Source organism: Aliikangiella maris (assembly GCF_040719265.1).
GTDB classification, from domain to species: Bacteria; Pseudomonadota; Gammaproteobacteria; order Enterobacterales; family Kangiellaceae; genus Aliikangiella; species Aliikangiella maris.
Genome location: NZ_JBFDAH010000006.1, coordinates 262,513 through 277,542 on the forward strand (window position 1 = coordinate 262,513; position 15,030 = coordinate 277,542).

12 protein-coding genes are annotated in these 15,030 nt (G+C 37.9%); 5 read left to right on the top strand and 7 right to left on the bottom strand.

The annotated features are described in order from the left end of the window. Nucleotides 1-42: 42 nt before the first annotated feature. From ABVT42_RS07905 to ABVT42_RS07915, 3 genes are all read right to left on the bottom strand, one after another. The gene (locus ABVT42_RS07905; RefSeq protein WP_353873956.1) at nucleotides 43-1,692 is read right to left on the bottom strand and encodes a hypothetical protein; all 1,650 of its coding nucleotides are present in this window, start codon (nucleotides 1,690-1,692) and stop codon (nucleotides 43-45) included. Nucleotides 1,693-2,017: 325 nt separating this feature from the next. Beyond that, nucleotides 2,018-4,021 carry a methyl-accepting chemotaxis protein gene (locus ABVT42_RS07910; RefSeq protein ID WP_353873954.1) on the bottom strand — a complete coding sequence of 668 codons (2,004 nt, stop codon included), beginning with the start codon at nucleotides 4,019-4,021 and terminating at the stop codon, nucleotides 2,018-2,020. 699 nt (nucleotides 4,022-4,720) lie between these two features. Next, on the bottom strand, nucleotides 4,721-6,676 hold the full coding sequence (locus ABVT42_RS07915) for an OPT family oligopeptide transporter (RefSeq protein ID WP_353873953.1): 1,956 nt from the start codon (nucleotides 6,674-6,676) through the stop codon (nucleotides 4,721-4,723). A gap of 248 nt (nucleotides 6,677-6,924) precedes the next feature. Between ABVT42_RS07915 and ABVT42_RS07920 the strand changes: the two genes are divergently transcribed. After that, nucleotides 6,925-7,125 carry a hypothetical protein gene (locus ABVT42_RS07920; RefSeq protein WP_353873952.1) on the top strand — a complete coding sequence of 67 codons (201 nt, stop codon included), beginning with the start codon at nucleotides 6,925-6,927 and terminating at the stop codon, nucleotides 7,123-7,125. Nucleotides 7,126-7,153: 28 nt separating this feature from the next. Here the strand turns inward: ABVT42_RS07920 and ABVT42_RS07925 are convergent, their stop codons facing one another. Continuing rightward, entirely contained in the window at nucleotides 7,154-7,771 is a 618-nt protein-coding gene (locus ABVT42_RS07925; RefSeq protein ID WP_353873951.1) for a transglycosylase SLT domain-containing protein, read from the bottom strand. 278 nt (nucleotides 7,772-8,049) lie between these two features. Between ABVT42_RS07925 and murI the strand changes: the two genes are divergently transcribed. Beyond that, on the top strand, nucleotides 8,050-8,805 hold the full coding sequence (gene murI / locus ABVT42_RS07930; protein ID WP_367023619.1) for a glutamate racemase: 756 nt from the start codon (nucleotides 8,050-8,052) through the stop codon (nucleotides 8,803-8,805). A 323-nt stretch (nucleotides 8,806-9,128) separates the two neighbouring features. On the opposite strand, the gene ABVT42_RS07935 is transcribed toward murI, so the two are convergent. Further along, entirely contained in the window at nucleotides 9,129-9,374 is a 246-nt protein-coding gene (locus ABVT42_RS07935) for a DUF6316 family protein (protein WP_353873950.1), read from the bottom strand. A gap of 740 nt (nucleotides 9,375-10,114) precedes the next feature. Here ABVT42_RS07935 and ABVT42_RS07940 point away from each other — a divergent pair. From ABVT42_RS07940 to ABVT42_RS07950, 3 genes are all read left to right on the top strand, one after another. Then, complete coding sequence (locus ABVT42_RS07940) at nucleotides 10,115-10,789, top strand: type III secretion system effector protein (protein ID WP_353873949.1); 675 nt, start codon at nucleotides 10,115-10,117, stop codon at nucleotides 10,787-10,789. 174 nt (nucleotides 10,790-10,963) lie between these two features. After that, on the top strand, nucleotides 10,964-11,800 hold the full coding sequence (locus ABVT42_RS07945) for a glycoside hydrolase family 25 protein (RefSeq protein WP_353873948.1): 837 nt from the start codon (nucleotides 10,964-10,966) through the stop codon (nucleotides 11,798-11,800). 89 nt (nucleotides 11,801-11,889) lie between these two features. After that, nucleotides 11,890-12,759 carry a hypothetical protein gene (locus tag ABVT42_RS07950; RefSeq protein ID WP_353873947.1) on the top strand — a complete coding sequence of 290 codons (870 nt, stop codon included), beginning with the start codon at nucleotides 11,890-11,892 and terminating at the stop codon, nucleotides 12,757-12,759. 139 nt (nucleotides 12,760-12,898) lie between these two features. Here the strand turns inward: ABVT42_RS07950 and ABVT42_RS07955 are convergent, their stop codons facing one another. After that, on the bottom strand, nucleotides 12,899-13,789 hold the full coding sequence (locus ABVT42_RS07955) for an RHS repeat-associated core domain-containing protein (RefSeq protein ID WP_353874194.1): 891 nt from the start codon (nucleotides 13,787-13,789) through the stop codon (nucleotides 12,899-12,901). A 119-nt stretch (nucleotides 13,790-13,908) separates the two neighbouring features. After that, nucleotides 13,909-14,634 carry a hypothetical protein gene (locus tag ABVT42_RS07960; RefSeq protein WP_353873946.1) on the bottom strand — a complete coding sequence of 242 codons (726 nt, stop codon included), beginning with the start codon at nucleotides 14,632-14,634 and terminating at the stop codon, nucleotides 13,909-13,911. Nucleotides 14,635-15,030: the final 396 nt, after the last annotated feature.

Below are 15,030 nucleotides of genomic sequence, written 5' to 3' on the forward strand. Positions count from 1 at the left end.
CTAAAAACTCTCTTGAAAATATTTAATTACTTAAGTCGAGAGCTATTGTTTAATTCGAATATCCCAGCCAAATAAACGGCTATTCTTTTGCAATGGCGGCTCACTTTCATCAACATTTTTGTGAACATTAATTACAGGATAAATAGTTGCATCACGTCCAAAAATAAAACTCTGGTGTCGTACAATATGGGTGTAAGCTTTATTTAACGCTAAAGCTCTTTCTTTTGAAGGGGTTATTAATTGATATACATCAGCACTTTTTACTGATTCTTCATTTACAGAACCGTCAGAGTTAAACCAGCGAGCCAGCATCTCGTCATTTTCTCTAAACTCATTACCGCCACCACTGAGTTTCAAATATTGAAGAATTTCACCTTCATATTGAGAAACACTAGGTGTATCCTGCATTCCTTTTAAATTAATATATCCCCACCCCTTAGCACCTTCGATTTTTCTCGCAAAAGAAAAAGTCTGATCAATAGTGGTACCAATAGCGGCATGACACCCCATGCAAAACATTTTTTCTTCTAAATTTTGTTCGCGCAAACTTCCGTCATAATTTTCTATGAATCCCTGCAATAACCAACCCATTCCATTTGACATACCTTTATCATGGTGATTAACATAACTAGGCAACTCTTCTAAAAATTTTTCTTTTCGTTCTCTGGCATACCTAGCAGTTAGTTCATCATCAGTCAGCGTTTTAATCTTTTTCATGTACCGCAACTCTTTCATTCTTGGTGGAACATGTATTTGCTCTTTGTCATCTACGCCTACATATCTAACAGAGTGCATAAACTCAGTCCCCTCTGGAAATTGCTGCGCAACTAAAACTACATCTGTTGCATCACCAACAAACTGAGAGCGTTTTACCAATGTTGAGACTTTCTGCGTAATCTGCTGGTCACCATTAAGATCAAGATTTAATAAAATCTCATTTGTTTCAGGAATGCTAATACTCTCAAGCTGCTTAATGTTAAGCTCAACTAATGAAAGATTTATTAAATAAATTTGATTATTTAATTTCCCCTGGATTTGTCTGAATTTTTGAGGAAGACGAATAACAACATCATCAGTTGAACCATTGGTTGGCCAAAAGGTACTCGGGAGAGGTTTATAGTTAAAGGCAACCCAGCCACTTCCGTCGAGTGCCATTCCTTGAGAGTCAAATGCTTTTGCGGATAGTTGATAATCATTTAAATCAGGAATAAATCCCTTCCAGTTTGGATTAGCATTTAATTCATCAACTAAACTCGTATAATTTTCTTGATTTATATAATGTAAAATTTGTTTGTCTGTAATTTTTTTATTCCAAGTAGAACGATCAACAAATAAATTTTTCCAATGATTAACGGTTCCTATGTCGGAAAATAAATACCCACCTTGCAAGCCTCCATCGTTTAGTTTATTCACTCGATACTCTTCATTCGGTGTATAAATTTGGTGACATACATAGCAGGGATTGTTAACACCTTCAGTTTTGGTGTAACACATTGGAGGAACGGGTGCTTCTTCATTTAAAAGTTGAAATTCTTTATTTTTCACTCGGTCTTCTATTGCAACTTCGGGCAAGCCGATTTCATTGGTGACAATATTATTATTACCAGAAACATAACTAGAATCGGAACATCCTCCAGTTAAAAAAATCACGCCTAATACTAGAAAAATTGGTAATAATAGGTATTTCTTCATGTTTATAGTTAAGTCTCAAAATTAATAAATGAGATGATCCTATCTGAGCATTATGACAAAAGAATTAAATCTCTTTAAGGTGAGAACAAGGCACTATTTGAATTCATGTCGACTAAACTGATATAAGCCAATTAAGTTGAATTAAATATTTACCAGAATAGTTAACTGTGTGTATACAGTTACTGGAAGAAGTAATGTAGATGAACTTTATCACTCAGCAGTTAGTTGTGAATAAAAATTATCAGATACCCCAGCGATCAAAATGACTGGGGCTTTTGTAGGAACATCTGCATATATAGCAGTTATATAGACAATTGATTCTTAATCAAACTTTAAATCGTGAAATAACCTGTTTTAGACGGTTGGCTTCTTCCGATAATTGATCAGCACAAGTCGACATGACTTTCACAGAATCGGTGTTTTCTTTTGCGCCACTATGGATATGTTCAACTTTTTCAGAAATATCAGAAGCAACGGTTACCTGTTGTGAAGTTGCCAAAGCAATTTCTTCTGCTTGTTGTCGAATATTGGCAACCGATGATGTGATACCAGTTAATTCAACGTTAACCTGTTCAATTTGATCAACACCTTCTTTGGCTAAATCTCGACTTGTTGTCATTACTGATTCAGCACGTAATGCACTGCTTTGTAAACTTTCAATAATGTGTTGAATATTTTCAGTTGAATCTTGAGTTCGACTGGCTAAAGTACGAACTTCATCAGCAACAACGGCAAATCCTCGGCCTTGCTCTCCAGCGCGAGCAGCTTCAATTGCCGCATTCAGTGCCAACAGGTTGGTCTGCTCTGCAATACTTTTAATCACTTCCAGCACTTCATTAATACTATCCGAATCGGCTCGCAGTTTGCCGACCACTTCACTGGCTTGCAATACCCCGTCAGACAGATTACCAATTTTACCGGTTGCTCCCTGAACAACATTTTGACCAGTTTGCACTTGCTCATCAGCCTTATCTGCCGATTGAGAAGTTTGCTCAGCGCCGCTTGAAATGCCTTCTACCGTATGCACCATTTCAGCAACAGCAGTAGCAACTAATTCAATTTCACCGAGTTGCTGCAAGACGCGTGTTTGCGTTGATGAAGACATATTGGAAATATCAATTGCTGCTTCATTCACCTGCTCTGTCGTTCCAACAACCTGCGTCACCAACTGTTGGATCTGTTCCACAAAGTAATTAAATTCATAGGCCAACTCGCCAAATTCATCTTCTCTTTTAATCGAAAGGCGCTGTGTTAGATCACCCTCACCTCGCGCAATATTTTTAAGTGCTTGAACCAATTCATTGAGCGGTTTAAGTACAGTCGCTGTTTCAAAATAAATAATTAAAGCCAAAATAAGACTGGTACCAATAACGCTCAGCCATGTCATTAAGGCCACTTTATTAATCGGTTCTTCTATCACGGATTCTGGCAACATAAAGCCAAGATGCCAATTTAGCAAAGGTTCTTCAATTGAAATGTCTTGAAAAATAACTCGATGTTTGACTCCTTTCCAACTAACCGTTTCTATTCCTTTATCTTCATTTAACATCCGCTGCTGAAGCAGTTTAAAGTTTTCGGAAGATTGCAGCTCATCGATAGCTTCAAGTCGCGTTCCTTCACCAAACTGCTTAATAGACAATTCGGGAAAAAAAACCATGTTGCCATCACCGCTAATTAAAAAGGCATCACCTTTTCCTTGATATTTGATTTTATCCAAAATATTCAAACCAATGGTTGAAATAAGTACATCAACACCACCGATTCCAATCAAGGTACCATTTTCATCATGCACTAAATGCTGAATGGCGGTTATGATGGCACCATCAAAAATATCAATACTGGCATTCCCGACATGATCACGATTAATCTTCATCGCATCAATCCACCAAGGGCGTTTAGTGGCCCAATATTCTTTATCTTCACGACGACCAGTTTCGGTAAAGTATTCACCGGTTTTCGCATGTGCAAAGTACACACTTTTCACTTTTGGGTCGGAGTTTGTTAAGAGCTTAAAGTGCTTCATGATGCGATCGTATTCTGGATCGTCTCCCATGGGTTGTTGACGAGTGTTATATTTAGAAAACCAGTCCAACACCATCGGACTTGAGAAAAGTGTTTTGTTCAAATATTGCTTGGATTCAAAGAAATTAACTATTTCCAAGCTTTCGGCATAAACCAGACTTTCGATCGATTCCTCTATTTGTTTACGAGTCTGATCACTGACAAAGTTCACGGCAAAAAAGGCAAATATCACCAGCAAAACCAGCACGGAACCACCCGATGCTATGACCAGGCGTCTGGAAATAGACCTCCTACGTACAAACGACATAAAACATTCTCCAAAACTGATACACCTGTGGTTGCAAAACTATCGTCATCCTTCAGATAGTTATCACTATTATTCTCATTTACTCATTGAATAAATCATTTTTAGTAATAGGTGCTAACTTGTTAATTTTTAATAAAAATAGCTACTACTTAGCATAGACAGCATTCAATTTTTTTGCCAATTCAAACAGTAAAAAAGATCGGCAAAACACTAAGTTTACTGGGCTAAATGCTGATGATTCTTTTTTACCGATTAAATTGAATACGCAATAGATAATAACAACGTCATTTCCTTGCTATAAAAAAATTATCAAAATTTATGCCAAAAATAAGATATTCACTATCAATACCTAAATTTAACAACAAATATTCATTAAAATTCGCCAGTAAAATAGTCAGTGTGCGTTACTGAGTGGAAAGTATTGAGGTGAGTATTGAGGTGAGTATTGAGGTGAGTATTGAGAGCAGAGTATTGAGAGGAGAGTATTGAGAAAAGTTCTTAATAAGAACCAATTGAGAACAAATTACCAGTTGATACGAAAGACAAATACTCGCAGTTAAAGCGTCTTTGGACGGTCATTTTTCAATTTTAATTTATCAAAAACCTACCAAAGACACTCGGTTAATTGTACACGGCTTAATTTAAAAACGGCCGGTAACCGACCTGAAAAAGTACTTTCAGGTCATAAGCTTAAAACAGTTATACTCGACGAATTTGGTTAAAAAACCAAGATACCAGCAATCCAAAACCAATCGCACCAGCCAGCATGGCTAACCATTCGCTACCCGCCCAATCAGTTCCTATTCCAGCCGGTTTTTTACTTTGAATAAACGCAACAGCAGCAATAGCCACGCCTAATAAACCTTCACCACCGACAAAGCCACTCCCCAATAACACGCCACGCTCTCGCCGATCATCCAATTGCTGCGAACTTTTGGATTTTTTCTCAAAATAATGTCGAATTAGTCCACCAATAAAAATAGGTGTCATTGTCGAAACCGGCAAATATACGCCGACGGCAAACGGCAAAGAGGGAATTTTAGCAAGCTCACATACCACCGCTATTCCAGCGCCAATTGCAACCAGTTCCCAAGGGAGATTTTGGTCGAGGACACCATCAATAACCACTTTCATGAGTGTTGCCTGTGGTGCAGGTAGTTCTTTAGAGCCAAAGCCAAATGTTTCAGCCAATAACATAACCGATAAACACACAAATGTTGCCGATGTAATCACACCAATCAGTTCTGCTATTTGCTGTTTTTTGGGAGTTGCGCCTAAGAGAAAACCACTTTTCAAGTCTTGCGAGGTATCTCCCGAAATAGAAGCGGCAATAGCAACAACGCAACCAACAATCAAAGTTGCCGCTTTGCCGGTTTCATCAGTCCACCCCATAGTCAAAAAGATTGTTGCGGTTCCCAATAAAGCCGCAATTGTCATACCGCTAGTCGGGTTAGAGCTCACCCCAACCAAACCGACAATACGTGAAGCTACCGTCACAAAAAAGAACGCGAACAGTGTGACGCACAGTGCTGCAATCAGGCGCGTATCCATGCCACCTACTGCACCAAATGCATTGGGAAACAAAGTAAGTACCAGAATCACCAAAAAGACCCCACCAGCCACTAATTTGATTGGGAGGTCTTGTTGAGTTCGGGGCACTTGAGTGGCAGATTCATTACCCGATAAGTGACGAGCACCGACTTTGAAGCTTTCCAACATCATGGGAATACTGCGAATCAAAGTGATAATACCCGCAGTTGCCACAGCGCCTGCGCCGATATACCGTATATACCGAGTCCAAATTTGTCCCGCAGACATATCCTTAATTAAGAAAGTCGTCTCAGGAAATAAAGGTACGGTTTGTGACTCTCCCCAGTAAGCAATAGCGGGAATAAAAACCAGCGCCGATAATAAACCACCACCGACCATTATTGCGGCAATTCTGGGACCGAGGATATAACCAACGCCAAATAATGCAGCCGAAAGATCAATCCCGATGCTAGCTTTTTTAATCAAAGGAACGTTAAACGAAAGATGATCGGGGATAACCTTTATCCACGAAGTTAGCGTTTTAAATAGCGCCGCAATGCCCATACCAATAAAGATATATTTTGCTTTATTGCCGCCAACCTCATTAGCCACCAAAACTTCCGCACATGCGGTACCTTCAGGATAAGGTAAATTACCATGCTCTTTTTCAATTAAGTATTGGCGCAAAGGAATCATAAATAATATACCCAGTAATCCGCCACACATGGCCAAAATAGTCATCTGCAGCAAATCAGGCGCCATTCCCCACATAAATAATGCAGGTAAGGTAAATATCACACCACTGGCAACCGAACTTGAAGCCGATCCAGTTGTTTGCGCAATATTTGTTTCCAATATGGTGCTTTTAATACCGGCCTTCCCCAATATTTTAAATACGGCTACAACCATAACCGCAACCGGAATCGATGTACTAATGGTTAATCCGGCACGCAGTCCCAAATAGGCATTGGCCGCTCCAAATATAATGCCAAATAAAATGCCAAGCCCGACAGACTTGATAGTAAACTCACTAATCGATTCACTGGCCGCAATATAAGGAGGATATTTTTCTCCGGGTCGCAACCGAGTATAAGCTTTTGGATCAAGACCTTTATTGTTACTCACTTCAGACTCCTGCATTTCATTATTTTACGTGGTTATTTGATTCGTCTATGAATAATCATTCAAATCATCCCAATGAAGTTAGCTGTCATGTTTTTGTTAATTATTGTTTTGACATTAAAAGCACGGCAGATTATAAAAGTCAAATACGAACTACTGGCTTGAACGGTTTAACGAATCGAACTTTAGATGAAAAAATGTTGCCCTGCTATTGGTTAAATGTCATCTGTTGCGATTTTTGATAATCAAAGATGGATATGAAAGGCGGTGCGGCAGATATTTCCTTTGCTGCCGAATACGTTGTAGATGGATTAGGGTTAATGGGGACCGGGGGACACACGAAGGATGAAACGGCCGATATTAGTAGCCTGATACAAAACTCACAAAAAGCCGCCTTGCTAATCTACCGCTTGAGTCAAACTAAAGCCTCACCCACTAAGTCTCAACAATAATGCCAGTTTATTCAATTTGAGTGATTAACTAAAACCAGCTATCTACATCATCATCGAGCTGCTTTTGACAACGCTTTAACTGTAAATTATAGCGTGCAGCTCGTTGCTTGACTTTCAGCGCCACTTTTTTTAACCAAGGTTTTTGGTTAAAGGTTTTTCGGGCATATCCACCGCGGCCTTCGTGATAGGCTAAATATTGCCCAAATGCATCCCATTTTGATAACTTCAAACGCTTTTGTGAACCATCGGTATACCAACCAATAAAATCAATTGCATCTTCAAAATCATCTCGATCGGCTCCGGCATTACCGGTTTGCTTAAGATATTCTTCCCAAGCAGGATCCTGAGCCTGTGCATAGCCATATGCCGATGACTTTCTGGGTAAAGGAATAATACCCAAAAACCAGTCTCGTTTGGGCTGAGCATCAGCAATAAAGCGAGATTCCTGATGCATGATTGCCATCATGACATAAATTGGCGTTCCCCAGCGGTGCTGAGCTTCTCTGGCCGCTTCATACCAGTCAGTTTCGCCCCAAAAAATATCGCATAAATTATCGGAGTTTTGAGGCACATAGGTAGCGCAACCGGATAACAAAAAGAACAGCCCTAATAAGACGGTATACAATCGCAAAGTGATCAATTTCATTTGCACAACTTCCTAGTTTTCAATGCAATTGGCTAAAAGTGACATCTTAGCAAAGGATTAGCGTAAATTTAACCTTTTGATCTATAATCCGCTTTTGTAATAATTATTATGCTGAGGGTATTGTTTTGGCTGAGGCCATTTCCGTACCAATATAAAGTCAGGCAAAGCGTCGCGCTATTTCGAGGTGTAAAATCAGCAATCGTCACTTCAGTCACAATCGTCACCTCTGTCACAATCAATCTGGCGAGCTGTCTAAGGGCAATCAGCAGGCTATTGGCATTTTCGACTCGGGTGTTGGCGGACTTAGTATATTTAATGCAGTAAAAGATTTTCTTCCTCAAGAAAATATTATCTATTTAGCCGATACACGCTATGCCCCTTACGGAGATCAAAGTGAAGCTTTTATCATAGAAAGATCACAAAAAATAACAGACTTTTTGCTACAGCATTCAATCAAACTCTTGGTGGTTGCATGCAACACCGCCACAGCTGCTGCAATACAAGTTTTGCGAGACAATTATTCAATCCCGATTATTGGTGTCGAACCGGCAATTAAACCCGCGGTAGAAAAGACCCCAGAGGGAAGAATTGGTGTAATTGCCACCAAAGCAACCCTAAAGAGCGAAAAATACCAACGACTCAAGGCACGCTTTGCCGAAAACGCCAGCATCACCGAAAAAGCAACCCCTTTATTTGTACAACTGGTTGAAACTGTGGCTCAGTTACAACCTCAGCATATCGCTGAAATAAAGCAAGAGCTGCAAATCTTTATTGACCAAAAAGTTAATACGCTGGTTTTAGGCTGTACCCATTTCCCATTTTTAAACGAGGTAATCGCACAAATTATGGGGGCAGAAGTCACTATTTTAGAAAATGCTCAGCCCGTCGCTAAAGAAATAGCCCGTAAACTGGGCGATAATGTCAACTTACAAAATACCGCTCGTCAATTGACTTTTTACTCGAGTAATCCTGCCGCAGCCCAAGCCAAATTCAACCTTATTCTGAGACAGAAAGTTAATTTATTACCTTTTTAAATCAATAGCAAAGCTTCACTCTTGCCAAAACACGCCTATCAATCACTAAAACTGTATGCAACATCAATTAATAGACCTAAAGGAACAGAAGCCGCACGTAATAAGCGGATAGCGTTATGCCTTTAATGACTACAATGAATAAGATGATTGATGAATAAAATTATTGACGATTTATTGATAATTATTAGAGTTAATACTAATTAGAATTGGCATTAAATAAGCAAACCAGCGAATAAACGCCCTATTTTTTCAAATGAAAGTTTATTCGCTAGCTTTTATATTCACGGATTTTTTGATCCGCTATATGTTAGGTAAAAGACCTATCAATTGACGCTTTCCAAAACTTTTTGGCAGGCACTTTGATAGATTTGATTAATCTGATATTGAGGTAGTCCGCTCTTTTTAGCACTATCAATTAAACCGAGCAGCGCTGATGACAAGTCATCAAAAGGGCCAACAACACCTTCACGAGTACGAAAAAAGTGTCCTTCATCACTCACAATAAATCTATCCGTTCTTGTAAACTGAACTTCTTCTAGGTCGTCACCTAATCGACGATTCGAAACCATAATCTACTTCTCTTTTTTCTGATGTTTACCAATAATTTATGGGTAATATAATACGCCGTTCAATTATTCAAGCGTAGCCGTCAAATCTGAATATCTTGTGAGAGATCTTCCATTAAACAATGCTAATTTAAGCTTCGCTAACTTACTCTGACTTAATAGAAAACTTCATTTCAATTTATAATCAATCAGTTAGTTTGCAGTCAGCTAAAATACCAAGCGCTTGTTTAATTAGTTCAACAATAATCACGTCAGGTTTAATCTACGCAATATATTTTATTTATGAATTAATCCTACTATTCATATTTCTTATAAAAAGTACAACTCACATTAACCAACATTGGTTGAGTGTTAAAACTGAATATTAACCAACAAATGTCAATACAAATTCAATAGCACTCAACCTTATTGATATAAATTGAATAAATTAATTTCTAATTAAAAATCTTTTTCTTACTATCAATACTTAAAAAGCAGCTATTCGACTGACACCTTACACAAATCGGAGGCAATTATATAAAATAATTCAAACATCTCAAGAAGAGAAAAAAGTTTTTCTATATCTTTCTCTAATAAGAATAAAAATACATATTTCTATTCCGCTTTACTCTAATTAACAACCTATTACCTCATTAAAGAGCCATTATCAAAAAAAACTAAAAGACAGGAAAAAAACATTTTCTTGCTCTAAGATTAATTTATCAGTTTTTTTTATACTTTGAATCTTAAAACAGAATCGAGCAGTGTCAAAACGAATCTCTAACACACAGTTTAACAATCTAATCATCCAATTTATTGGCCCGCTACTAATGAGCTTTTGTTTTATCACTCAATCAATAGCCATAGAAAATCAACTAACCGGTCAGTCGCAAACTACCGATGAAATATATAAATACACGACCAATATCACCGTCAAAGTTGAAAATTTTCAACAGGCCGTTAAAGTGTTTCAATGGCTTGATTTAATACGATTGACCAATATCGGCGAAGCAACTCTGAACAGCATTGAAAACAGTCAACATCAGTTAATCATTTTTCATAGTGATGTAGCTTTACTTTCTGCGGGCATTACAGGAGCCACACTTTCTGAAAATCTGACAAATGGTGTAGGCGAAGATGCTTATATTAAATTTTTTCTAGATATGGATGAAAACGGAACTAACTGCATACTCAATGAAAATGGTCATTATGTTCCATACCTTGCCGTTCACAACCTGTTTCATGAGTTGATTCACGCTAAACATAAAATGAATGGCACCTGGTTATATTTTAATTCTGAAAGACAAGCCATTAAAGAAGAAAATATTTTTCGAATTGAGTGGGCTGGCTTTCGGTTTACAAGTTATTCCTTACGAACTGAATATTTTGAAGATGAAGACATTAAGCTGAGCTACAACGGTAGCTGTCATAGTAGTTAAATAAAATACTCATTAAATAAATCTCACTAAAAAATAATATAAAAACTTCTCACCGCTTTTTATTCATTAGTTGCATAATATACGCTATCTTTTTATTAGCGCCTTCATTGTTAATTTTTAGAATTGCGCAATACATCGACAAAGTGTCACTATAAAATAAAAACAAGGTAGCCTATGTTAGGTCGAACCAGCATTAAACATTACTCAATTATCAAACTATTTTTATTAATTGGAATCTTACTCCCCAGTTTTTTATGGCTATATCAGCTCATTGATTCGGCACTCAAGGCAAACCACATCAATCTACATTCCATAGAAACCTGGGCAAGTAAAAAGCGCTCACTGACACAAATAGAATCTACTCAGGATCTCCCCCACGCAGCGCCAGGAAAACTCCATGGTGTTGATGTATCCCATTATCAAGGCATCATTAACTGGCAACATGTTAAACAGCATAATATTCATTTTACCATTGCTAAAGCAACTGGCGGCGAAACCTATATCGACCCACAATTTAAGCACAATTGGCAAGGGATGCGAGCCTCAGGTTTTGCACGAGGTGCTTATCATTTTTTTTATGCCAACGATGATCCTCACAAGCAAGCAAATCACTTTTTAACAACGGTCGGAGAATTTAAAGCTTCAGATCTACCACCAATTTTAGATGTAGAAATCACCGATCATGTTTCACAGTCCAAACTTTTAAGTCGCGTACTAGTATGGCTGGAAACTGTTGAGAAAAAGTCCCGACGCTTACCGATTCTTTACACAGATGTCGCCTTTGCCAAACAATATCTTAACAGTGAAAAATTGAGTAAGTACCCATTATGGATTGCCGATTACAATAAAACACAGCCACCGCTACCTTCGGCCTGGCAAAAACAAGGCTGGCAACTTTGGCAATTTACCCAGTCAGGTAATATTAATGGAATTAATGGAGATGTTGATTTAAGTCGATTTAAGGGTAATGCCGAACAATTTGCCCAGTTTATAAGGCAAACTCATTTATAACCTATCTCCGTGTTACTTATTTTTATATTTTTAAGGTTAGTCCAAAAAACTCAATATAAAAACATCATATTTAAACAGGAAATATTATTGTGTCATCGTTAACATCATCATTTTCGATTGAAGAAAAAAACAAGCTGATACATCTTTTTAAACTCTTGTTACTGCTGTTTTTAATACACTTAGCCAACTCAGGCATGTTAACCGGGCTAATTAACTTTATTTTCCATCAATCAATAGAAGCGGTTAATTTTAAATATTTAAACGCAGCAATTGCCGAATCAGAAGAGACACTATTAGTGCTTAGTGAAACTAAATCTTTACTAGCGGTCATTCAGAGCAGCACCGGAGGCATTTCTTTTTTTATTGATGTGCAAGTACAATTGGGCCAAATGCTCAATGTTGTCGTAGAACTGATTGACTATGCATGGAAAATATCGTTAGGCGCACTAGCAACCATTGAAGTACTCAAAATAATACAATCTGTTGCGACGCTTTCAATGACACCACTTCTGGTCATATTATTACAAAGTATAGCACTCTCGATTGCGCTCAAAAATCGCTTACCGACCATTGCTTTAAAACTCAAAAAAATAACTGATATTGGCTTATTTTTGGTAATTTTTACTCACATTATTATTCCTTTATCTATTTTTTTAACCGCAACGCTTAGTCATCACTATCTGCGAGATCATCGCGCAGCTATTCACGAGCAGTACCAACAAATTCATAAAAGTCTTCCCAAACATCATACAGTGAGCGAAATGCATTCTGAAGTAAAAGACAGCATAAAAACCTTTAAAGCAGTACATAGCAAAGCCAATAAACACTCAACTAACTATGCCGGAGTAACAACTAAACACTTTGTTTACAGTTTTATTGAATTTTTCATTACCCCAATTACATTGGCAATATTGTTAGCTAGCTTTTTAGTAGCCGTGATTCGCCGATTACGGCATTAATTAATCTGGCAATTAAAATTGAACTCGGCTCAAATTAAATTAAATTCTAATTAAACACTATGATAAGAGCATTATGCTCTGTTTTTCAGTTAATGCAGCAATTGCTGCATTAACCCGATCAATTAAAACAAGCACCTTATTACTGATGACTCTGCCAATGATGTTCCATGGAAAAACTATTAATCGTTTCGCGTACCACATGATCAATGGCTTGCGCTTGATTTTGGTGAATAACGCCAGGTTGTGAGTAACGAATGAGACTAGGCTTTGGTGGTATATGGGTGAACATGCTCCTAAAACTTTGTCGCATCTGATTATAAGAGATTGCCGAACCATTATTAAAAGTACGCACAACAGAAGTCGATGTACCAACCCCTTTGTGAGGTACAACCCCGCCGACATTGATAACGAATTCACTACCGTTATAATGCATCGGAGAATCACTATCTCTAGTTACCGCATAGGTAACTAGCGCTGCGGTTAGCCCAGTTGCAACTCCTGCAGCCAATGCGAATGGACCAGAAACGGCTCCCCCCACTAAACCAGCAACAAAACCTTGAGTGAACGCAGCCGCAGCACCGCCAGCGATAGTTGCAGTTGCTGCTGCTACGCTATTATCAACCGCATTCGACTTGGTTGCAGCGCTCTGGTTATCTGTCGTAATCGCTTCAGCTTGTGCGCCATTTACACAGCCAACCGTCACCGAATTTTCACAAAATCCTGCCTCTTGAAATTTTTCTCTTACTTGATTTGCCGTTTCAGAAGTACAATGCTCCGTCGTACATTCACTCGAGTGTTCTGCCAGTCCAGAAGAGTCCACCGCATTAACAGGATTATTACTGACATATTGGTAAAGATTATACGATGCCGGTTTATATGGATTAAAATCTCGTTGCGGATCCGGTCGAATAAACCTTGCACTATCACCCGAATAATATCGGGCACGCATATACGTTAGCCCCGTTGCGTGATCATCTTCATGTCGAGTAAACCCATAAGTCCCTGTATGTTGATCTACCGCATTAGCAATTAATTGACTACCAACAACAAAGTTTTTTCGCTAGATGCGGTTTTGAGCTAAGAAAAGAGTTCACCTTAAAACCAATTAAGAGTAAATCTTAACCAGCTCATTATTCAACTTATCTTCAATCAGTTTCTGATTGTTTTATTTTCACTGAGCATCTTATACTCTACTTCATTACAACCAAGCTGAATGATTTTAAAAATAAGTAAGTTAGCTTTTGCGTAACTTTCAATTAAGAAGTATAAAATAAATCCCCCCAAAATACTCAAGGTAAGAATATATGAGTCACCAGCCACAAACTGACCTTTATTATTCACTGCAAACTTAATTGCCTCCTTTAATAAATATCCAACCCATGCCCAACAAATTACTAGAGCTGTTCGCAAGCCAATCACTCTTACTTTGACACGACGCTCAAACTCTCTCATATTTTCTTTAATAAGAGTAACTTGCTCTCTATGAGAAAGGTTTAACCTTTTCAGCGCATCAGAAACAAACTTAACATATTCATCATGCACACCACAAAAGCAATACGAGGAAGGAATAGAAAACACCGAAATAACAATCAAAAAGCAAAAGAGAGCAGCATTCGCATTATTGAATAAAGTAATTGTACTTGACGTCCAAAACAACAATTCAAAAAGCCAGTACAAAGTCAAAGAAGCCAAAGCCAATAAAGCTATAAACTTGGCTATTCCCGACAAAAACACTCCTACCCCCACCATCAACAAACTCAATGGAAGGCGGTAATTTTTCAATAGCCAGTTCAAAGCTTCATACTTTGACAATCCCACTTCAGCAACCATTACCTCAACCTCTTTAACAAGTGATTTTGAAAACCCATATAACATAAGCACTCCTGATTAAATTTAATTAAACTTTAGATTTAATGCTTACACAGCTATCGAGGTGATGCATTCAAAAACTCCACTTTTCACCACTTTTTTCAGTAGGTTAATTGAAAGTATAAAATCCTTTGCATATCAATTAATAGTTACATTAATCTCAATAATTATTCGCCAATAGTTCTGGGCATTCAAACTCTAACTAGAGCGCCAGCAAATATAACAACAAGATTGAACTTAAGCAGTTTCTTTTATCGCCATTTGAATTAACAAATGATATGTAGGGTTCTGAAGTAATTGCTCAAAAAGCGGGGGCATTATGTAAGCAATCGATCACAAGAAAATCAGAAAAAGATCAATTTAATTGGCGAAAATCGATCACATTTAAAAGATTCAGTTAAT

What these genes read in the sequence shown, in the direction of transcription:
- ABVT42_RS07920 (WP_353873952.1), top strand. Translation starts at nt 6,925, where the DNA reads ATGGATATGAAAGGCGGTGCGGCAGATATTTCCTTTGCTGCCGAATAC.
- ABVT42_RS07905 (WP_353873956.1), bottom strand. Translation starts at nt 1,692, where the DNA reads ATGAAGAAATACCTATTATTACCAATTTTTCTAGTATTAGGCGTGATT.
- ABVT42_RS07925 (WP_353873951.1), bottom strand. Translation starts at nt 7,771, where the DNA reads ATGAAATTGATCACTTTGCGATTGTATACCGTCTTATTAGGGCTGTTC.
- ABVT42_RS07945 (WP_353873948.1), top strand. Translation starts at nt 10,964, where the DNA reads ATGTTAGGTCGAACCAGCATTAAACATTACTCAATTATCAAACTATTT.
- ABVT42_RS07960 (WP_353873946.1), bottom strand. Translation starts at nt 14,634, where the DNA reads ATGTTATATGGGTTTTCAAAATCACTTGTTAAAGAGGTTGAGGTAATG.
- ABVT42_RS07910 (WP_353873954.1), bottom strand. Translation starts at nt 4,021, where the DNA reads ATGTCGTTTGTACGTAGGAGGTCTATTTCCAGACGCCTGGTCATAGCA.
- ABVT42_RS07935 (WP_353873950.1), bottom strand. Translation starts at nt 9,374, where the DNA reads ATGGTTTCGAATCGTCGATTAGGTGACGACCTAGAAGAAGTTCAGTTT.